Raw genomic sequence first — 18,872 nt, forward strand, 5'->3', positions numbered from 1 at the left:
GCGGTACCGGGCCTCAGTGGTCGCCGCCGTAGCTGCCCTTCTTTGCGTCCAGCTCCTTCTCGCGGCGGGAGCGCCCGTCTTCGGAGCGTGTCGGGCCGTCCGAGCCGCCCCGGACGGCCAGGACGCCGGCGGCGGCCGTGACCGCCGCGGCGAGGGCGACAGCGGCCACAGCCGAGAGCCCGAGCAGGAGCCTTCCGGCACCGAGCGAGACGAGAAACAGCGCGGGCGCGGCGACGACCACGAACGCGATGTTGTCGAGGAGGGCTTCGCGGACCATGTGCCCGGGTACCGGCGGCCGACAGAAAGGTCTTGTGAGCGGGCGGACCGGGCGGGCGACGGAGTATCGAAGGGGCGGCGGGCGTCAGCGCACCGAGTCGAGCAGGAGCTTCTGCTCGACGCGTTTGACCTCGTGCTGGACGTCCCGGACGGCGTCGATGTTCGCGGAGATGGAGGTGATCCCCTCCCGGACCAGAAAGCGGACCATGTCGGTGTCCGAGCCCGCCTGCCCGCAGATGCTCGTCGCCACGCCGTGCTCGCGGCATACCTCGATGGTCTGGGCCATGAGCTGACGGATCGCCTTGTGGTTGGCGTCGTACCGGTCGGCGACCTGGCCGTTGTTGCGGTCGACCGCCAGCGTGTACTGGGTCAGGTCGTTGGTCCCGAAGGAGGCGAAGTCGATGCCGACGTTTGCCATCTCCTCGATACAGAGCGCTGATGCGGGCGTCTCGATCATCACGCCCCACGAGCGTTTCTCGGTGTCGATCCCCACGCCCTCCATCAGCCGGCGGGCCGCCTGCACGTCGTCGACGTCGTTCACCAGCGGGAACATCACCTCGACGTTGTCATAGCCCATCTCGAACAGCCGCCGGAATGCCTCGAGTTCGTGCTCGAAGACGTCCGGGCGGTCGAGGCTGCGGCGGATCCCCCGGTAGCCCATCATCGGGTTGTGCTCAGTGGGTTCGTCCTCGCCGCCCTCGAGCTGGCGGAACTCGTCCGTGGGAGCGTCGAGCGTGCGCACGCGGACGGGTCGGGGGTAGAACTCGTCGGCCACCCCGCGCACGCCGTCGACGATCTGCTCGACGTACTCGTCGGCGCCGTGGTCCTCGATGTACCGCTCGGGGGTCTTGCCCAGCGAGAGGACCAGGTGCTCCAGCCGCAGGAGCCCGACCCCGTCGGCGCCGGTCGCGGCGGCGCGCTCGGCGGCGTCCGGGATCGAGACGTTGACCTTGACCTCGGTCGCGGTCATCGGCTTGACCGGGGCCTGCGGGCGGACCTCCTCGATGGCGTCGCGCTCGTCCTCGGCCTCTGCACCGGTCTCGACGCTGCCTTTCTCGCCGTCGATAGTGATGACCTGGCCGTCCTCGAGACGGTCGGTGGCGTGTTCCGCGCCGACGACCGCGGGCACGCCGAGCTCCCGGGAGACGATGGCGGCGTGGGAGGTCATCCCGCCCTCGTCGGTGACGATGCCCGCCGCCCGCTTCATCGCGGGCACCATGTCGGGGGTGGTCATCTCGGCGACGATGACGTCGCCGTCCCCGACCTTGTCCAGCTCGTCGAGCTTCCGGACGAGCCGGGCTTCGCCGGAGGCCTGTCCCGGGCTCGCGCCGAGCCCGGAGACGACCAGTTCCGCCTCCTCGGCGACGCCGCCGTCGGCGACGCTGCCCTCCTCGGCGCCCTCGGCGATGGTCGTGATCGGCCGGGACTGGAGCAGGTAGACCTCGCCGTCCTCGATGGCCCACTCGACGTCCTGGGGCTCGCCGTAGTGTGCCTCGATCTCCTCGCCCAGCGCCCGCAGCTCCTCGAGTTCCTCCTCGCCGAGGACCCGGCTCCCGCGCCTGTCCTCGGACACCTCGCGCTCGACGGTCTCGCCGGTCTCGGGGTCCCGGACGTGCATCACCTTCTTCTGGGCGACGGTGGTCTCGCGGAGGGCACCGGTCTCCCGGTCGATGACGTAGTTGTCCGGCGTCACGGCACCGGAGACGACCGCCTCGCCGAGTCCCCACGCGGCCTCGATGGTGATCACGCCCGCGCCGGTGGAGGGGTGGCTGGTGAACATCACGCCGGACTTGTCGGCGTCGACCATCCGCTGGACGACCACGGCGATGTCGACGACGTCGTGGGCAAAGCCCTGTTCCTGGCGGTAGTAGATGGCCCGCTGGGTAAAGAGGGAGGCCCAGCACTCCCGGACCCGCTCGAGGAGGGCCTCGCCGGTGACATTCAAGAAGGTCTCCTGCTGGCCGGCGAAGGAGGCGTCGGGGAGGTCCTCCGCGGTCGCGGAGGAGCGGACGGCGACCGGGGCGTCGTCGCCGATCTCCTCGTAGGCCGCCATGACCTCCTCGCGGATCGACTCGGGGATCGGGGTCTCGCGGATGAGTTCGCTCGCGTGTTCGGCGGCCTCCGCCAGCGCCTTCGAGTCGTCGGTGTCGACGTCGACGGCCTCGAACAGCTCACCGTCGATCCCCGTCTCCTCGATGAACGAGCGGTACGTGTCGGCGGTCACGACAAAGGCCGGCGGCACCGGCAGGTCCGCGGCCGTCAGTTCCCCGAGCGACGCCGCCTTCCCGCCGACGGCCCCCAGGTCGTCGCCCCGGATGTCGTCCAGCCAGAGTACAGCCATGTGCGTGGATGAGACTGTGAACAAGTATAATAATGAACCTTCTGAACTCCGCCTCCACTCCCGGCCACGTCCCTCCCGGGCCGCCGTGCCGTCTTAAAATATCCCCGCATGCTACGGCTCCGCCGGCACCCGGTTCTCGGGGCTCGGGAATCCGAGCGGCGCTTTTGCACCGTGAGAGCGAACCCCCGACTGGAGGGCAACAAAATGGCATACCGCGAGACCACACGCGCCGCGACGGGCTTCGACCTCCGCCTGTCCGGCGGCTGGCAGCAGTACTGGCTGGCGTTCCTGCGAGTCATCGTCGGCTGGTGGTTTTTCCTGTCCGGGTTCACGAAGGTCCTCACGGACGGGTTCAACTACACCTACGGCCCGATGTACCTGCGGGAGATGACCGGGACCGCACTCGGCCCCATCCCGGTCTGGATGGGCGAGAACCTAGCGTGGCTGATCGAGCCGGGGGTGCCGCTGTTCGAGATGCTGATCGGGCTCGGCATCATGTTCGGCGTCCTCACCCGGCTGGCGGCCTTCGGCGGGGCCTTCTTCATGACCCTGTTCTGGGTCGGCAACGCCGAGTTCGGCCACGGCCTGGTCAACGGCGACCTCTTCGGGTTGCTGTTGTTCCTGACGGTCGGCGTGCTCGCCGCCGGCCGGTACTACGGCCTGGACGCCTACCTCGAGCGCACCGCCTTCGTCGAACGCCACCCGCGGCTCAGGTACCTGCTCGGCTAGGAGGTGACAGCAAATGGACGACCTCAACACCATCGACAAGGCGGCGATGTTCCTCAGCACCGGGCTGATGTTCCTGGGCATCGTCGTCCTCGGCTTCGTGGAAACGCTCACCGGACAGCCACACTTCCCCATCGCGACGGAGGGCGGAGAAGTCGTGGCCTACGGCACGTTCGGGCCGACGCTGCGGACCGGCCTCGTCATCGCCGGCCTCGTGGTCCTGCTGGTCTACGCCGTCTACAAACTGGCGACGCCGGTCGAACCGGCCACCGACGAGACGACGGATGTCAGCACGGCCGACTGACCGACGGGTCGGTCGCGTGACCGGTCCCGATCCCGCGGTCTGATCCTCCACACCCGCGCACGGACGCTCACTCCTCCAGCCCCAGCAGCGCCCCGACGTCGACCCGTTCGCTCAGGAGGTCGGCCATCCGGTCGACCGCGTCCTCGGTGGTGGTCCGGCCCGAGCGCAGCGTCTCCTCGACGCGGTCGACGGCCGTCCGGGTGTCGGCGTCGACCAGCACGACCGGCACGCCGCGGTCGGCGGCCTTCCCGAGGACGGCGTTGGGCGGGCGGTACCCGCCGGTGAGGACGAGACAGGCCAGCCCCCCCGCCTCCAGCGCTGCGGTCTGGACGTCCGCGCGGTCGCCGCCGGTCACCAGCGCCGCCCGCCGCGTCCGCCGGAGGTGGTCGAGCACCGCGTCCGCGCTCATCGCGCCGACGGCCACTCGCTCGACCAGCCCGTCGGTCGGCGCGTCCGGGGTCAGCAGGTCGCCGCCCACCCCACGCCGGAGGTCGGCGACGCTGACGCCCGCCAGCTGCTCGTCGCGGGGGACCGCCCCGAGGCTGTCGACCCCCCGCCCCTCGAGGAAGGGGATCGAATCCTCCGACAGCCCCTCGATGTGCGCGCTCTCGACGGCGTTGAACAGCACGCCCGCCAGCCGGTCGCCGAAGGCCTCGGCCCCGGCGAGCACGTCGTCGAGGTCACCGGCATCGGCGTAGCGGCTCACCAGCACCGCCCGGGCGTCGAGCAGGGCGGCGACGTCGGGGTCGGTCAGCTCGACCACGCCGCCGGTCCACAGCCGCCCCCCGCCCTCCAGCATCATCAGGTCGACGCCCTCGGCCAGCTCCGCGAAGCTCTCGGCGACCCGCTCGCGCAGCGCGTCGGGGTCCTCCCGGCCGCGGACGGCCTCCTGGACGAACGTCGGCGAGTAGACGACGGGCTCCAGCTGGTGCATGCCGGCCTCGAGTCCCAGCACCTCGCGGGCCAGGGCGGGGTCCTCGTCGCGGGTCTTGCCGACCACGCTCTCCAGCCGTGTGCCCTTCGGTTTCATGTAGCCCACCTCGGCACCCCGCTTCTGTGCCAGCCGCGCCAGCGCGACCGCGATCGCCGTCTTGCCTGTACTCTCCGCCGTCGACGTAACGAGTAGCGTGCTCATAGCGCCTCCAGGTCGAGGGTGAGCCGCAGGTCGACCGCCGTCGCGCCCTCGGCCGTCGCGACGACGGGGTTGATGTCCAGTTCCTCGATGGCCGGGAAGTCGGTCGCCAGCTGGGAGAGCCGCCCGATGACCTCCACGAGCCCGTCCAGGTCGACCGGGTCCCGGCCCCGCGCCCCGCGCAACAGCGGCGCCGCCTCGATCCCCTCGGTCATCGCCCGGGCCTCGCGCTCGGCGACCGGTGCGAGCCGGACGGCCGTGTCCTCGAACACCTCCACGAACACCCCGCCCAGCCCGAAGAGGACGAGCGGGCCGAACTGCGGGTCCCGGTTGATGCCGACGATCGTCTCCGTCCCGGCGGAGACGTCAAGCAGCTCCTGGACCTGGACGCCGAGCACCGTCGCGTCGGGCTGGTAGCGCCTGGCCCGCGCGACGAGCGTCTCGTAGACGTCCCGCACCTCCCCGACCGGGACGCCCACCTCGACGCCGCCGATGTCGGACTTGTGGAGGATGTCGGGGCTGACGACCTTCATCACGACCTCCCCACCGGTCTCCTCGGCGACGGCGACCGCCTCCGCGGGGTCGTCGACCACCGCGCCGGCCGGCGTGGGGATCCCGTAGGCGTCCAGCAGCTCCATCGCCTCCACCCCGAGCCGCGTGGTGTCCCGGTCCCGGGCACGGTCGAGGACGGCGCGGGCACGCTCGCGGTCGACGTCGAAGGTCGCCGGCTCGGCGACCTCCCGCTCGCGGATGTCGGCGTACTCGGCGAGCGTCTCGAGGCTGTCGACCGCGCGCGCGGGGTCGAAGTAGGAGGGGACCCCCGCCTCGCTCAGCGTCGCCGCCGCCGACCGGGTCGAGGCCCCGCCCATCAGCACCGCGGCCATCGGGACGCCGTGCTCGGCCTGCAGGTCGACGGCCGCCGCCGCCAGGTCGTCGAAGGAAAGCGTCGCAGTCGGACACGCCAGCACCACCGCCATCCCGACGTTGGGGTCGGCGAGCACCGTATCCAGCGCCCGTTCGAACCGCTCGACGGGGGCGTCGCCGATGATGTCGACGGGGTTGTGGATGTTCGCCCCGCCGGGCAGGTCCTCCCGGAGCGTCTCGCGGGTCCCGTCAGTCAGGGAGGCCAGGCCGAGGTCGGTGTCGCCGACGGCGTCGGTGGTCATCACGCCCGGGCCGCCGGCGTTGGTGACGATGGCCACCGCCGAGCGGTCGGGCAGCGGCTGGCCCGACAACACGGCCGCGGCGTCGAACAGCTCCTCGACGGTGTCGACGCGAACCACGCCCGCGGCGTCGAGGCCGGCCCCGTAGGCCCGGTCGCTGCCGGCCATGGCTCCCGTGTGGGAGGCCGCTGCGGTCGCGCCCGCCTCCGTCCGGCCGGACTTGACGACCACGACGGGCGTCTCCCGGGTCACCTCGCTCGCCACCTCCACGAACCGCCGGCCGTCCGCGACGTCCTCCAGATATCCGAGGACGACGTCGGTGTCGGGGTCCTCGCCCCACTCGCGGACGAAGTCGCTCTCGTCGAGCACGGCCTTGTTGCCCAGCGAGACGACGTCCTTGAACCCGAGGTGGCGCTCGGCCGCCCAGTCGAGGACGGCGGTGACGAACGCGCCCGACTGGCTCATGAACGATATCGAGCCGGGGTCGGGGCTGGTCGGGGCGAAGGTGGCGTTCAGCCCGGAGGGGGTGGACATCACCCCCAGGCTGTTCGGCCCGACGAGGTTGAGGTCGAACTCCTCGGCGGCCGCGGCCAGCTCGCGCTCGCGGGCGGCACCCTCGCTGCCGGCCTCCGAGAATCCCGCGGTGACGACCACGACGTTCCCGATGCCGACCTCGCCGGCCTCGCGGACGGCCTCGACGGCCAGCTCGGGCGGGACCAGAACCACCGCGACGTCCACCTCGCCGGGGGCGGGAAGCGCCGACAGCGAGTCGTGACAGACGAGTTCGAGAACCGTCTCGCGGTTGGGGTTGACCGCGAGCACCTCGCCGCGGAAGTCCTCGACGAGGTGTCCGGTCACCGCCCGGCCGACCGACCCCGGCTCGTCGCTCGCGCCCACCACGGCCACCCGGTCGGGTGCGAACAGCGTCGATAACCGTCCCATCGGCCGTCACTTCGTCCCCGGGGTGGATATATCTGCCCGTGGATGCCGGTCTCCGGCGGTCGCGGGGTTCCGCCGTCCGGCGGGCCTCCTACGCCTCCACGATGTCGTCCTCCTCGGGCTCGGGGAGGGTCACGACCCCGTCGAAGACCGTCAGCGCCGTCCCCGCGACCTCGGGGTCGGCCCCGGCCAGGTCCACTCCCACACGCGAGGGGCGGCCCACGAAGTGGCCCGACGCGGCGACGAGCGACTCGCGGTCGGCGTCGAGTGCGCCCTGCTGGCGCACGTACGCCCCGGTCGCGGCCGCCCCGCGGGCGCTCGCGGCCACCTCGCCCTCGCGGGTGAAGGCGCGGGCGTGCCAGTCGGTCTCGGCGGCGAGCGTGTCGAAGGTGAACGCGTAGAGCGCCTCGGCGTCGACCTCGTCGAGGAGGCCCGCGACCCACTCCCGGTCCGGGTCGGCGTTCCCGAGGTGTTCCATGAAGTTGACCGGGACTGCCAGGTAGCCCGCCCCCGCCGAGACGCGGGCCATCGGCAGGTCCGCGCCCACGTCCGCGAGTGCGGCGCGGTCGACCCCCAGCGCGTCCGCCACCTCGCTCTCGCTCACCTCGACCGGGCGGGACCCGCCGGCCGGCAGCCCGACGGTGACGGTCCCGTCGGCCGCGATGTCGACGGACAGGTCGCGGTGACCCCGGACCGTGGCGGCGCCGGGCTCGCGGCCCCGTTCGACCAGCGCCCCGGCGGCGACGGCGACGGCCACGTCCGCCCGGGCGCCGACCGCGTACAGCCCGTCGGGCTCGGCCGCGAGCGTCCCCGCGGCCCCGAGTTCGTCGGCGACCGCGCGGTACTGGTCGTCGGTCAGGTCCGCCTCGGGGAGGACCGCGACGGGGCGGCCGGCCATCGGCTCCGTCGCGAAGGCGTCGACGACGAGCACGTCCATACCCGACGGTCGGCCCGTCGCCGTATCAATGTGTGGGGGACGGCGAGCCGTCGGCCCCGCGGTGCCGCCCGCCGTCGCGGCGACCGGGGGGCTACGTGTGCTCGGCCACGAACGTCGCGATGTCCTCGACGACCCGCTCGGGGGCGTTGTTCGGCCGGAAGTACTCCTCCGGGCCGGGCTGGCCCTCGCCGGGCATGAACAGGTGGTTCAGTTGCTCGTAGCGCTGGAAGCGCACGGAGGGCTGGTCGCCCAGCGCCTCCTGCCACCGGCTGAAGTCGCCCTCGACGGTCACCTGGTAGTCCCGCTCGCCCTGCATCACGAGCCGGGGCAGCGACAGTTCCTGTGCGGTGGCGACGGGGTCGTACTCCTGGAGGGTCTGCCAGTACTCGTCGCCGCCGAGAAAGAGCACCTCGTCGTCGGGGATGTCGCCGGTCCGGATCCGCTCGACCAGCCGCTCGACCTCGTCGAGTTGCTGCTGTTCGGCCTCCGTGACGGTGCCGTCGCGCTCGACGAGATACCGGTTCTGCTGGAGCAGGGCGTCGGTCACGGGGCGGGCGAGCGCAGCCAGCATCACGACCCCGGCGAGGTTGCCGTCGCGGGCCGCGATCCGCGGGGCCAGCGTCGCGCCGATGCTGTGGCCGACGAGGACGACATCCCCGTCGGGCACGCGGTCGACGCCGCGGAGCCGCTCGACCGCGGTCAGCGCGTCGTCGGTCACGATGTCGTCGATGGTGGCGTCGGCCAGGTCGACGTCACAGGCCGCGGTCCGCTTGTCGTAGCGCAGACTCGCTACCCCGCGGGAGGCGAGCCCCCAGGCGAGGTCCTTGAACAGCTTGGTCGGGCCGGCGGTCTCGTCCCGGTCGTTGGGCCCGGAGCCGTGGACGAAGACAACGCCCGGGATGTCGCCGTCCCCCTCGGGCAGGGTGAGCGTCGCGCCGAGCGAGCAGTCGACCGGCGTCGACAGCGACAGCTCCCGCTCGGTGAAGGCGGACTGGTCGACGTAGCCGGGCGGGGACCACTGGCCGCCGCCGGGCCGGACCTGGAAACCGGCGATGCCCTCCTCGCTGAAGAAGACGACGACCTGCAGCTCCGAGCGCTCGAACCGGGCGGTCCCGGTGACGACGCGGTAGCCGCCGCTCTCGCCGTGGTCGAACCCCGAGACGCCGAGGTAGCCGCCGAACTGGTCGGTAATCCCCTCCCACGTCCCCTCGAGTTGCTCGACGGAGATCTGCGAGGCCGCGGCGGATTCGAAACGCTCGTGAGCCGCCTCGAACTCGCCGTCCCGGAGCAGCCCCAGAAACTCCCGGCTCCGGCGTTCGAGTTCGGCGTCGTCGGGCGACCACTCGTCGGGCGTCCCGGGTGTCGGGGTCGCCGTCCCAGGGTCGGGGGTGTCGGTCCCGGGCGGGCTCGGAGTCCCGTCTGTCGGTGTCTCGCTGGCCGACTGGCAGCCGGTCAGCGCCGCCATCCCGGCCGCGGCAGCGGTCAACAGCGTCCGTCTGTCTATCCGCGTCATGCGACGTGCTCGGGCGGGCAGCCACCTATAGCTACGCCGCGACTTGCCGGCCCGGCGAGTCGCCGACAGGTTTTTTACCAGGGAGCGCGCCGGACCACCAACAGTTATCGGCCCGCAGCCCCCCACCTCGGGTATGACAGACGCCGCAGGCTTCTCCGAGCGCGTCGAGCGGGTCTCGATCAGCGGCATCCGCGAGGTGTTCGAGGCCGCCGGCGCCGACGCCATCAACCTCGGGCTCGGCCAGCCCGACTTCCCCGCGCCCGACCACGCCCGCCGGGCAGCGGTCGAGGCCATCGAGGCCGGGAAGGCCGACGCCTACACCTCCAACAAGGGCACCCTGGAGCTCCGGGAGGCCATCGCCGAGAAACACCGCCGGGACAACGGCCTGGCGGTCGACCCCGAGGACGTCATCGCGACCGCCGGAGGCAGCGAGGCGCTGCACATCGCCATCGAGGCCCACGTCGACGGGGGCGATGAGGTCGTCATCCCGGACCCGGGTTTCGTCTCCTACGAGGCGCTGACCCACCTCGCGGGCGGCGAGCCGGTCCCCGTCCCGCTCCGGGACGACCTCACGCTCTCTCCCGCGGACGTCGAGGACGCCATCACCGAGAACACCGCGGCCTTCGTCGTCAACAGCCCCGCGAACCCGACGGGCGCGGTGCAGTCCCCCGAAGATATGCGGGAGTTCGCGCGGATCGCCGACGAGCACGACGTGCTCTGCATCTCCGACGAGGTGTACGAGCACCAGGTCTTCGAGGGCGAACACCGCTCGCCCGCCGAGTTCACCGAGGGTGACAACGTCGCGGTCGTGCACGCCTGCTCGAAGACCTACTCGATGACCGGCTGGCGGCTGGGGTGGATCGTGGCCTCGAACGACCGGGTCGAGCGGATGCTCCGGGTCCACCAGTACGCCCAGGCGTGTGCCAGCGCCCCCGCCCAGTACGCCGCCGAGGCCGCCCTGACTGGCCCGCAGGACGGCGTCGACGAGATGCTCGCCGCCTTCGAGCGCCGGCGGGACGTCCTGCTCGACGGGCTGGCGGACATGGGCCTGGACTGCCCCACACCGAAGGGCGCCTTCTACGCGATGCCCGAGGTGCCCGAGGGGTGGGTCGACGAGGTCATCGACCGGGGTGTCGTCGTCGTGCCCGGCGAGGCCTTCGGCGCCGCGGGGGAGGGGTACGCCCGGATCTCGTATGCGACGGACATCGAGGAGATCAAGGAAGCCATCGAAATCATGCGGGCGGCGACCGAGGCCGTGCGGTAACACCGATGTCCCTAACTGCGCGAGTGGTTACCGAAGGACTTAGTCACCGACCCGCCTACACCGGCACATGCCAGAGGTTGCAGTCGTCGGCGGTGGCCCCGCCGGCCTGAGCGCGGCACTGTTCACCGAGAAGAACGGGCTCGACACCGCGGTCTTCGACACCGACGGCACGTGGATGCACAGCGCCCACCTGTTCAACTATCCGGGCGTGGGCTCCCAGGACGGCTCGGCGTTCCTGGAGACGCTGCGGACGCAGGTCGACGGCTTCGGCGTCGACCGCCACCAGGGCGTCGAGGTGACCGACGTCGAGAGCGGCGACGGCTTCACCGTCACCACCGAGGAGGAGGAACACGAGGCCGACTACCTGGTGCTGGCGACGGGCGCCAACCGCGACCTCGCGGAGGCGCTCGGTTGCGAATTCACCGACGAGGAGGTCGTGGACGTGGACGTCACGATGGAGACCAGCGTCGACGGTGCCTACGCGACGGGCGCGATGGTCCGCGCGGAGGAGTGGCAGGCGGTCATCTCCGCCGGCGACGGCGCGGCCGCGGCGCTGAACATCCTCACCGAGGAGAAGGGCGAACACTTCCACGACTTCGACACCCCCGACGACGCCGCCGCCCTCTTCGGCGACGGGGACGGCGAGTAGTCGGCGACCGCGAGCGGTCGACGACAGCGGGGCGGGCCATCTGCCCCGCCGAAAGGAGCGACTACCGCCGCGGCCGGACCCCCTGTTTTTTGCCCGTCTCCACCAACAGTGAGGCATGTTCGCGCGCCACGGGACCGGTCCGGTCGCGGCCCTGCGGGCGCTCGCCTCGCAGGTCCACCCCGTGTTCATGCTCCCCGTCGTCGCCAGCTCGCTGCTCGGGGCGGCGCTCGCCGGCCCCTTTTCGGTCGGGCTGGCGGCGCTGCACGTGACGGCGGCTTTCTTCGCGCTGTACGTCGCCCACGTCACCGACGGCTACGTCGACTTCCACGTCCGGGGAGAGGACGACGACCACCCGCTGACCGCGCGGGGCTGCCGGCTGGCGCTCACCGGCGCGTCGGTCTGCTTTTTCGCGTGTGTGGCGGCCATCGGCTGGCTCGTGGACCTCCCGGCGGCGCTGCTGACGCTGCCGGGCTGGCTCATCGCCGTCAACCACGCGCCCCAGCTGGACACCAACCCCGTGGGCGCGACGGTTGGGTACCCGCTGGGCATCTCGGTGGCGCTACTGGGTGGGTACTACGTCCAGACTCGCTGGCTGTCGGCGACCGTGCTCGCCCTGGCGGCGGTCTTCCTGGTCGTGCTCTCGGGGATCAAGGTGATCGACGACGCTCAGGACTACGACTACGACCGGTCGATCGGCAAGCGGACGGTGGCGGTGGCGGTCGGCCCCGAGCGCGCGCGGCTGACCGCCTACGCGCTGATGAGCGCGGGGATGGTCGGCGTGGTGGGGCTTGCGGCGCTGCTGCCGGGGGTTCCGCCCTCGACGGCGCTGTCGGCAGTAGTCTTCGGCGCGGTCGCCCTGATCGCCCGCCGTGCCGAGCCCGAACTCGCGACCATGCTGTTGATCCGGGGGTCGTACCTCTTCCTCGCGGTGCTCGTGGTGGGGGTCTGGTTCCGGCCGCTGTCCTGACCGGCGACAGCCCGACCCTCGGCGGCCACCCGGACGCGGGCGCCCCGGTGTGCCTACCGTCCCTCGTTCCCGAAGTCGACGCCGGAGAAGTACCGGGGGGTCTCGCCCTCGGTGCCGTAGACGTAGAGGGCGGTCTTGGCGACGCCGGTCAGCGCGTAGCCGACCAGCAGAGCCAGCAGGATGGCCGTTCCGCCGCCGACCGCGACGGCCGCGAGACCGGCCGTCGTGTCGGTCGGCAGGGCGACGAAGAGGGCGACCGCCACGAGCACGCCGAGCGCGGTCAGCAGAAAGGAGACGATGCTGACGCCGGTCTCGGCGCCCAGCGACTCCCCCCAGATGGACCGCACGAGGCTGCCGCTCCGGGAGAAGGCACCCCGGACGGAGACGTCCTCGAAGACGATGGCCGGGACCACGAAGTAGGTCACGACGGCCCAGGCCACCGAGAACAGAAGTGCCACTATCTTCCCGCCGATGTCGCTGGACTCCTCGATGGCCCTGATGACGACGCCGACGACGGCAGCGAGAAGCGACCACAGCAGCAGCGTGCCGACGTTGCCCCACGCCGCGCCGAGGCTGCGCCGGACGCTCGGCGCCTCCCCTCGGAAGGCGTCGCGGGTGGCGTGCATCAGCCCCGCGGTGAAGAAGGAGGCGACGAACGTCGACCCCGCGTACACCAGAAAGAGCGCGCCGTAGACGACGACCTCGCGCTCGGGCTGGAGGAGCCCGAACGTTCCGCCCAGCAGCGCGCCGACGTAGACGAGCCCGGCGAGGCCGCCGACCAGCGGAAAGAGCAGCAGCCGCGGGTGGTCGAACAGCACCGCAAGACTCCCCTTCGCCAGCCGCAGTCCCGTGAGAAACCGGCCGAAGATTCCCATACCCGGCCCCACGCCGGCCCGGTACTTACGTCATCCGGCCGACACGGCTCCCGCGGGCCGGGGACCGGCCGCCGCTCACTCGAAGCGGAAGCGGCCGTCGCCGGCCAGTCTCCCGGCGAGGCCGGCACCGAAACCGTAGGCCACGCGCTGGGCGCCGGTCCGGAGGCGGTCGGCCAGCCCCCGCTGGGGTTCGAACTCCTCGACGACGGCGTCGGCGCCGATCCGCTCGCCGACGGACGCCTCGACGTCCTCGCGCGTGCCGAGTTCGTCCACCAGCCCCAGGTCGGCGGCCTCGCTGCCCAGGTAGACCCGCGCCTCGGTCTCCCGGACCGTCTCCTCGGCCAGGTCGCGGCCCTCGACCACGTCGGCGACGAACTGGTCGTAGTAGTCGTCGACCAGCGTCTGGAGGTACTCCCGTTCCTCCTCCTCGAGCTCTTTCAGGGGGACGCCGGCGTCCTTGAACCGGCCGGCGGTGAACTGCTCGTAGCTCACCCCCAGCCGGTCGGCCAGGTCGGCGGCGTTGACCCGCGAGCCGATGACGCCGATCGAGCCGACGATCGACCCCTCGCGGGCCCAGAGCTCGTCACAGCCGGCGGCGATCTCGTAGCCGCCGCTGGCGCAGGTGTCGGTCGCGTAGGCGACCGTGGGGCCGTCGAACCGCTCGGCGGCCAGCCGGATGTCCTGGCTGGGGACGATCTCCCCGCCGGGCGTGTTCAGCTTCACGAGCAGCGCCTCGGCGTTGCGGTCCGCGTCGGCCCGCTCGATCTGCTCGACGACCTCGTCGGCGCCGGCCCCGCCCGGGGAGGGCGGGACCGCGCTCCCGCCGCCGTCGCGGGAGATCGGCCCCTCGACCGCGACTTCGGCGACGTTGTAGTCGGGAAACAGCGACCCGGCGAGGTTCGCGCCGGCGCGGAGCCCGGCGGCGGCGACCCCGACCGCGAGGACGACCCCGAACAGGTCGGTCAGGTCGACGGGGTACGCCAGAAAGAGCGCCCAGCCCGCGGCGGCCGCGACGGCGGCGACCGCGAACACCAGTACCACTCGGCCGACGGATTTGGCGATGCCCATACCCCCCTGTCGGGAGGCAGGCCCGTAAAACGCCGGCCGGCAGGTGGGGGACGACAGCGACGGATGGACGGCCGTCACGGCGTCCGGTCTCCCCGGGTCACAGCACGCCGAACAGCAGCCAGAACGCCACCAGCGCGCCGACCGTCGACAGCAGCGGGACCACGTTCTGCATCAAAATCACGCGGCCGGTCGTCGAGGGGTCGAAGAGGTCCGCGGTCTCGGGCACGTCCTCCGGGTCCTCCTCGCCGATGTCTGGCACCTCCTCGCCGGGCTCCTCGGCGGTGAGCGCGCCCACGGAGACCGCAGGCTGTTCCTCGCCGCGGACTCCCTCAGAAACCGTCGTCGACCGGGTCGCCCGGCCCCACCCCAGGCCGACGATCGACATGGTGGCGATGATGACGAAGGAGGCGGGGATGCCGATCGCCGACAGCGCGACGACGATGGTCGAGGAGACCACGGCGACGACGATCGCGGCGGTCAGCGGGAGGTCGGTGATGTCGTTGCCAAGCGTGTCCAGCGTCCGGCGGGCGATCGTGAACGCGCCGACCGCGACCGCGGCCCCGCCCAGCAGGATCAGCAGATCCATCTCCACCCCGACCGCGAAGAGGGGGGCGATAGCGTTCGCGATGTTCGAGGTGCCCGAGGAGAAGGCCATCAGGCAGCCGATCCCGACGACGACGGCCGCGCCGGCGACCTCACGGCGGGTGGTGTTGGGGCCGGCCCGTGGCACCGGTACCGCGCCCGACCGGTCGAGCTCGAGCAGCGGCCCCTCGCTGCTGTCGACCGCCACGCGGCGGTTGATCGCCGGGTAGAGATACCGGCCGACTACCCCGGACACCCAGAAGCCGACGATCGGGGCGACGACCCACCAGGTGACGATCTCGCCCATCACCGCCCAGTCCAGCGTCCCCGAGGCGACACCCAGCCCGGCGATGGCGCCGACGGCAGTCATCGACGTCGAGGCCGGGACGCCGGCGTAGTTGCCGACGAACAGTGCCCCGCCGATGAAAAAGAGGGCGATGGCGCTGGTCTCGAGGGTGAAGACGCTGGCGCCGGAGACCAGGTCCTCCCCGAGCGTGCTCACCACCCGGCGGCCGACGGTCCACGCCCCGGCGAAGAAAAAGACCGACATCAGCGCCGCCGCGGCCACCTTCGAGAGTACGCCCGAGCCCACCGCCGGCCCGAAGGCCGGGCCGGTGGTCGCACCCCCGATGTTGTAGCCGACGAACAGCGAGACGACGAAGCCGGCGATGAGCAACGGTTCGAGCATGCCCGCGGGTACGGCTCCGTCGGTTTTAAATGGTATCTGGGACCGTCTCACACAGCCTGGCGGGGATGGGCGGCCCATGGCTGCAGTGCCGGATGCCGGGAAGTCATGAGACTGGCCCTGGCTTCTGCCCGGACAGTTTGTGACGGCCGCGGGAACGGAAACAGACGGTTTAGAGCAGGCCGGTGTTCTGCAGCTTCATCAGGTCCTCGGTGTCGAGCGTCTCGCCTTCCTTGAACTTCTGGTAGATCTCCTCGGCCTCCTCGCGGGCGGCCTCCTCCTTCTGTTCGCGCTCGGCGCGCTCCTCCTCCTCCTCTTTCTTGTCGAGTTCGCGCAGGCGCTTCTGGACGCGGACGAAGTCCTCGTGGTGGCGGTCGGCGGCCTCCTGGGCATCGACGAACTTCTCGTGCATCTCGTCGGCCTCGTCGCGGATCTCGTCGGCCTCGCGGTAGGCCTCGATCATCTGGTTGTGGTGCTCCTGGGCCTCGTCGGCGAGCTCGGTCACCTTCTGGTGGTGTTTCGAGGCCTCGGCGCGCACCTCCTCGGCCTCCTCCTTCAGGGAGTCGAGATTGTCGGTGTCGTCGAGTTTCTCCTTTTTCTCCTGGAGTTTCTCGCGTTTGTTCTCGATCTTCTCGATGAGCTCGCGTTCCTCCTCGGCGCCGAGCACCTCGGTCTGCTGTTTGAACTCGAGGTCCTCGATCTCCGACTCCAGTTCCTCGACCGAGGGGCCCTCGTCGAGCTTGAGGTCGTCTTTCTTCTCGTCGAGCTCGTCGAACAGCTCGTTGGCCTCGGCGTTGAGCTCGTTGCGTTTCTCCTTGTGCTCCTGGACTTTCTCGTTGAGCTCGTCGCGTTTCTCGCGGTGTTCCTGAGCCTCGTCAACCTTCTCGCGGGTCTTGGCGTTGAGGTCGTCGCGCTTGGAGGCCCGCTCCGACGCCATCTGGTTGAGTTCGTTGCGTCGGTCCCGGAGCTTGCCGGCGAGCTTGATCAGTTCGCCTTTCGAGTTCTCTTCGAGATCTGTGTCTGTGAGTTCTACGTTTTTGGACTCGTCTATCGAATCTGCCATGATTGTACCTCGATTCCATAACCGCTCCGGCGCTCGGCGGTCGGTCGACTCGCAGAGGGTCGTCGCCGAGAACAAGTGTTCCCTGTCATGCTGGTCTGAGCGCGGTGCGACCGGAACGCCGGAACGTTCTGGTACGTGGTCATACCGTAGTCCATCGCTTAAACATTCCGGTCGGTACGGGCGGTGTGGCGGTCTCACACGGGACATGCCCGGAGCGCGGTCCGGCGAACCGTGACCCGCCGGCCCGAGTCTCGCGCGCCCGCCGCCTACAGCTCCGAGCCGGTCGCGACGGTCCAGCCGTCGACCGCCAGTTCCAGCTCCACGTCCTCGGCGCCGGTGGGAACGGACAGGTCCCCGGCCCACCGGCCCATCGGGTCGGCCTCGAGCTCGCGTTCCCCCGTCTCGTCGCCGGCCGCCCAGGAGAGCGTCGCCGCGAGGGGTTCGGGCCGGTCGTTGACGACGACCGCCGCCCCGCTCGCGGGGTCGACGAAGGCCTGGACCGGTTCGAAGGCCGTCGCGAGCGCGTCGCGGCCGGCCTTGGGCTCGCCGTCGGCGGCGTAGACGCCCATCCCCGCTTTCCGCTCTCCCCGGGCCCCGGACCCGGCAGGGTCCCGGAGGGCGAAGGCGACCGCGCCCGCGCCGCGCCGGCGTGCCCGTCCCGCGACCGCCGCGAGCACGCCGGCCTGGTGGGCCTGCGAGGCCTCCGCGCCGCCGTCGACCCGGGCGTCGTGTTTCGGGCCCAGCGAGTCGCCCTCGTCGGCGAGCGCGCCCGCGCCGAACTCCGCGAGCAGGTCGGCGGGGTACCGCTCCAGCAGCCGGTCGAGGTCGGCGGCCTCGCCGTAGTCCCAGCCGGGGTAGTAGGCGGCGGCGTCGTGGTCGACACCGGGGCCGCCGACCACGGGGATGGACGCCAGCCCGTCGGGGACGGCGTCGGCGACGGCCTCGGCGGCCGTCCGGTCGTAGCTCGTCCGCCAGGCCCGCCAGCGCAGCCGCAGCCGGTCCAGCAGGCCGCTCCCGAGCCCGTCGGTGAAGGCGTCGACGGGGTCGTCGTGGACCCCGACGGCCGCCAGACTGGGGTAGGTGCCGTAGCGGGCGGCCAGCCGGGCAGCCAGCTCCTCGCCGCGGGCGACGTCGAACTCGCCGGGGCCGGTCAGCGGGAGGTCCTGCCAGACCAGCAGCCCGGCCTCGTCGCAGGCCTCGTAGACGGCGGGCGGGAGCGCCTGCGCGTGGCCGCGGACGAGCGTGGCGTTGACCTCGAGGGCGCGCTCGACATCGGCGGGGTCGTCGGTGAGAAGGTTCACGCCCCGCACGGGCAGGGGCTCGCCGTTGACGAGCAGGCGGCCGTCCTCCCGGGCGACCTCACAGATGCCCGTGGTGACAGAGCGCTCGCTGTCGCCGAGCTTGGCGGCCAGGGTGTACCGGTGTTGCGCGCCGAGCGGGTGGGGCCACCACAGCGCCGGGTCCCGGACCTCGATGGTGTGCTCGACGGTCGTCAGCCCCGGACCGTCGACCTCGACGGCCCCGCGCTCCATCATCCCGCGGGTCGACAGCTCGCCCTCCGGGCGCAGCGAGTAGGTCACCCGCTCCTCCAGCGGCCCGCCGGTGACGACGGTCGTCCGGACGTGCAGGCGGGCGCCCGCCTCGGTGCGTTCGGGGCGGACCTGCAGGTCGGCGACCGCCGGGAGGGGGTGGGTCTCGAGGCGGGCGTCCCACCAGACCCCGGGGACCGCCTGCTCGTCGGGGACCAGGTCGGTGTCGTGGAGGCCGCCGAAGCGGTCCCGCGGGGCGTGGCAAGTGACCGCGGCCTCCAGGCTTCCCCCGGGTCGGACGGGGACGCGGACGGGCTCGAAGTAGGCGTCGTGCTCGACGGGCCCCTCGCCGCCGAGGCGGTCCCCGGTCACTTCCACCTCGGCGCGGGCGTAGACGCCGTCGAGGACGAGCGTGGCGGCCTCGGCGTCGGCCGGGACGTCCGCGGCGGCGGTGTACCGGACTGCCTCCTCGCCGGCGAACGCGGCGGGCCGGCCGGGCACGTCCACCGGCTGCTCGGCGCCGCTGTCACCGACCGGGGCGGCGTGCCACTCCATGTTCCCCGGCGTGACCGCCGCGGGCAAAGCCTTTTCGCGTCCACCGCCCGCCGCCCCCGCGTCCACTTTCACTTCCGGTGCGGGGGTGGCGCGGGTTGATACGTGGCCGCGCCGAAGGGAGGGTATGCTCGACGAACTCGCCTGCACCTGCGACGCCGAGGGCTGTGAGCGCCCGCTCACCGACGAGGAGTGCATGCTCGTCTACCGCACCGAGGCGGGCGAGCGCCGCGCCTACGAGTGTGCCTGCGGGGCCGTGACGGTCACCGTCCGGCGGTAGACGGGACGTCCGACCGGCAGCGGAGGC

Annotated in this window: 17 protein-coding genes; 6 read left to right on the forward strand and 11 right to left on the reverse strand. The window is 71.8% G+C overall.

Going from position 1 to position 18,872, the window contains the following annotated elements; all coding sequences use genetic code 11:
- Positions 1 to 13 precede the first annotated feature (13 nt).
- A complete protein-coding gene (locus tag GN153_RS10200) occupies positions 14 to 277 on the reverse strand; it encodes a hypothetical protein (protein ID WP_159902384.1) in 264 nt (87 codons plus the stop codon).
- 84 nt (positions 278 to 361) lie between these two features.
- Positions 362 to 2,617 (reverse strand): pyruvate, water dikinase, encoded by a 2,256-nt coding sequence (ppsA, locus tag GN153_RS10205; protein ID WP_159902386.1) that lies wholly within the window; start codon positions 2,615 to 2,617, stop codon positions 362 to 364.
- A 204-nt stretch (positions 2,618 to 2,821) separates the two neighbouring features.
- Here ppsA and GN153_RS10210 point away from each other — a divergent pair, with 204 nt between their 5' ends.
- Together GN153_RS10210 and GN153_RS10215 are read left to right on the forward strand one after the other, a co-directional pair.
- Positions 2,822 to 3,346 (forward strand): DoxX family protein, encoded by a 525-nt coding sequence (locus tag GN153_RS10210; protein ID WP_159902388.1) that lies wholly within the window; start codon positions 2,822 to 2,824, stop codon positions 3,344 to 3,346.
- Between the two features lie 13 nt (positions 3,347 to 3,359).
- Positions 3,360 to 3,647, forward strand: a complete 288-nt coding sequence (locus GN153_RS10215; protein WP_159902390.1) for a hypothetical protein — start codon at positions 3,360 to 3,362, stop codon at positions 3,645 to 3,647.
- A 67-nt stretch (positions 3,648 to 3,714) separates the two neighbouring features.
- On the opposite strand, the gene GN153_RS10220 is transcribed toward GN153_RS10215, so the two are convergent.
- The 4 genes from GN153_RS10220 to GN153_RS10235 all read right to left on the reverse strand — a co-directional run bounded on the left by GN153_RS10220 (position 3,715) and on the right by GN153_RS10235 (position 9,331).
- Positions 3,715 to 4,782: a phosphotransacetylase family protein gene (locus tag GN153_RS10220; RefSeq protein WP_159902392.1), complete on the reverse strand. Its 1,068-nt coding sequence runs from the start codon at positions 4,780 to 4,782 to the stop codon at positions 3,715 to 3,717.
- Positions 4,779 to 6,884, reverse strand: a complete 2,106-nt coding sequence (locus GN153_RS10225) for an acetate--CoA ligase family protein (protein ID WP_159902394.1) — start codon at positions 6,882 to 6,884, stop codon at positions 4,779 to 4,781. Before GN153_RS10225 ends, GN153_RS10220 begins: the two co-directional genes overlap by 4 nt.
- 88 nt (positions 6,885 to 6,972) lie before the next feature.
- Positions 6,973 to 7,818, reverse strand: coding sequence for a PhzF family phenazine biosynthesis protein (locus GN153_RS10230; protein ID WP_159902396.1), 846 nt, complete (start codon positions 7,816 to 7,818; stop codon positions 6,973 to 6,975).
- Positions 7,819 to 7,909: 91 nt separating this feature from the next.
- Entirely contained in the window at positions 7,910 to 9,331 is a 1,422-nt protein-coding gene (locus GN153_RS10235) for an alpha/beta hydrolase (protein ID WP_159902398.1), read from the reverse strand.
- A 133-nt stretch (positions 9,332 to 9,464) separates the two neighbouring features.
- On the opposite strand from GN153_RS10235, the gene GN153_RS10240 reads away from it, so the two are divergent.
- The 3 genes from GN153_RS10240 (at position 9,465) to GN153_RS10250 (ending at position 12,211) form a co-directional block, all read left to right on the forward strand.
- Positions 9,465 to 10,595, forward strand: a complete 1,131-nt coding sequence (locus GN153_RS10240; protein WP_159902400.1) for a pyridoxal phosphate-dependent aminotransferase — start codon at positions 9,465 to 9,467, stop codon at positions 10,593 to 10,595.
- A 67-nt stretch (positions 10,596 to 10,662) separates the two neighbouring features.
- A complete protein-coding gene (locus GN153_RS10245) occupies positions 10,663 to 11,244 on the forward strand; it encodes an FAD-dependent oxidoreductase (protein ID WP_159902402.1) in 582 nt (193 codons plus the stop codon).
- A gap of 115 nt (positions 11,245 to 11,359) precedes the next feature.
- Positions 11,360 to 12,211: a UbiA family prenyltransferase gene (locus GN153_RS10250; RefSeq protein WP_159902404.1), complete on the forward strand. Its 852-nt coding sequence runs from the start codon at positions 11,360 to 11,362 to the stop codon at positions 12,209 to 12,211.
- A 53-nt stretch (positions 12,212 to 12,264) separates the two neighbouring features.
- Here GN153_RS10250 and GN153_RS10255 read toward each other — a convergent pair whose 3' ends face one another.
- The 5 genes from GN153_RS10255 to GN153_RS10275 all read right to left on the reverse strand — a co-directional run bounded on the left by GN153_RS10255 (position 12,265) and on the right by GN153_RS10275 (position 18,568).
- A complete protein-coding gene (locus GN153_RS10255; RefSeq protein WP_159902406.1) occupies positions 12,265 to 13,086 on the reverse strand; it encodes a DUF6159 family protein in 822 nt (273 codons plus the stop codon).
- 75 nt (positions 13,087 to 13,161) lie between these two features.
- Positions 13,162 to 14,154: a signal peptide peptidase SppA gene (gene sppA, locus GN153_RS10260; RefSeq protein WP_159902408.1), complete on the reverse strand. Its 993-nt coding sequence runs from the start codon at positions 14,152 to 14,154 to the stop codon at positions 13,162 to 13,164.
- 97 nt (positions 14,155 to 14,251) lie between these two features.
- Positions 14,252 to 15,424 (reverse strand): inorganic phosphate transporter, encoded by a 1,173-nt coding sequence (locus tag GN153_RS10265; RefSeq protein WP_159902410.1) that lies wholly within the window; start codon positions 15,422 to 15,424, stop codon positions 14,252 to 14,254.
- Positions 15,425 to 15,593: 169 nt separating this feature from the next.
- Positions 15,594 to 16,484, reverse strand: coding sequence for a coiled-coil protein (locus tag GN153_RS10270; protein ID WP_159902412.1), 891 nt, complete (start codon positions 16,482 to 16,484; stop codon positions 15,594 to 15,596).
- A gap of 266 nt (positions 16,485 to 16,750) precedes the next feature.
- Complete coding sequence (locus GN153_RS10275) at positions 16,751 to 18,568, reverse strand: hydrolase (protein WP_159902414.1); 1,818 nt, start codon at positions 18,566 to 18,568, stop codon at positions 16,751 to 16,753.
- A 124-nt stretch (positions 18,569 to 18,692) separates the two neighbouring features.
- Here GN153_RS10275 and GN153_RS17510 point away from each other — a divergent pair, with 124 nt between their 5' ends.
- Complete coding sequence (locus tag GN153_RS17510) at positions 18,693 to 18,845, forward strand: hypothetical protein (protein WP_201287869.1); 153 nt, start codon at positions 18,693 to 18,695, stop codon at positions 18,843 to 18,845.
- The last annotated feature ends 27 nt before the right edge of the window (positions 18,846 to 18,872 follow it).

Source organism: Salinirussus salinus (genome assembly GCF_009831455.1).
GTDB lineage: Archaea > Halobacteriota > Halobacteria > Halobacteriales > Haloarculaceae > Salinirussus > Salinirussus salinus.

Excerpts from the sequence above, each read along its gene's own strand:
- GN153_RS10250 (WP_159902404.1), top strand. The coding sequence starts at position 11,360 with ATGTTCGCGCGCCACGGGACCGGTCCGGTCGCGGCCCTGCGGGCGCTC.
- GN153_RS10220 (WP_159902392.1), bottom strand. The coding sequence starts at position 4,782 with ATGAGCACGCTACTCGTTACGTCGACGGCGGAGAGTACAGGCAAGACG.
- GN153_RS10230 (WP_159902396.1), bottom strand. The coding sequence starts at position 7,818 with ATGGACGTGCTCGTCGTCGACGCCTTCGCGACGGAGCCGATGGCCGGC.
- GN153_RS10215 (WP_159902390.1), top strand. The coding sequence starts at position 3,360 with ATGGACGACCTCAACACCATCGACAAGGCGGCGATGTTCCTCAGCACC.
- GN153_RS10245 (WP_159902402.1), top strand. The coding sequence starts at position 10,663 with ATGCCAGAGGTTGCAGTCGTCGGCGGTGGCCCCGCCGGCCTGAGCGCG.
- GN153_RS17510 (WP_201287869.1), top strand. The coding sequence starts at position 18,693 with ATGCTCGACGAACTCGCCTGCACCTGCGACGCCGAGGGCTGTGAGCGC.
- GN153_RS10200 (WP_159902384.1), bottom strand. The coding sequence starts at position 277 with ATGGTCCGCGAAGCCCTCCTCGACAACATCGCGTTCGTGGTCGTCGCC.
- GN153_RS10210 (WP_159902388.1), top strand. The coding sequence starts at position 2,822 with ATGGCATACCGCGAGACCACACGCGCCGCGACGGGCTTCGACCTCCGC.
- ppsA (WP_159902386.1), bottom strand. The coding sequence starts at position 2,617 with ATGGCTGTACTCTGGCTGGACGACATCCGGGGCGACGACCTGGGGGCC.
- GN153_RS10270 (WP_159902412.1), bottom strand. The coding sequence starts at position 16,484 with ATGGCAGATTCGATAGACGAGTCCAAAAACGTAGAACTCACAGACACA.
- GN153_RS10275 (WP_159902414.1), bottom strand. The coding sequence starts at position 18,568 with ATGGAGTGGCACGCCGCCCCGGTCGGTGACAGCGGCGCCGAGCAGCCG.
- sppA (WP_159902408.1), bottom strand. The coding sequence starts at position 14,154 with ATGGGCATCGCCAAATCCGTCGGCCGAGTGGTACTGGTGTTCGCGGTC.
- GN153_RS10265 (WP_159902410.1), bottom strand. The coding sequence starts at position 15,424 with ATGCTCGAACCGTTGCTCATCGCCGGCTTCGTCGTCTCGCTGTTCGTC.
- GN153_RS10225 (WP_159902394.1), bottom strand. The coding sequence starts at position 6,884 with ATGGGACGGTTATCGACGCTGTTCGCACCCGACCGGGTGGCCGTGGTG.
- GN153_RS10240 (WP_159902400.1), top strand. The coding sequence starts at position 9,465 with ATGACAGACGCCGCAGGCTTCTCCGAGCGCGTCGAGCGGGTCTCGATC.
- GN153_RS10235 (WP_159902398.1), bottom strand. The coding sequence starts at position 9,331 with ATGACGCGGATAGACAGACGGACGCTGTTGACCGCTGCCGCGGCCGGG.
- GN153_RS10255 (WP_159902406.1), bottom strand. The coding sequence starts at position 13,086 with ATGGGAATCTTCGGCCGGTTTCTCACGGGACTGCGGCTGGCGAAGGGG.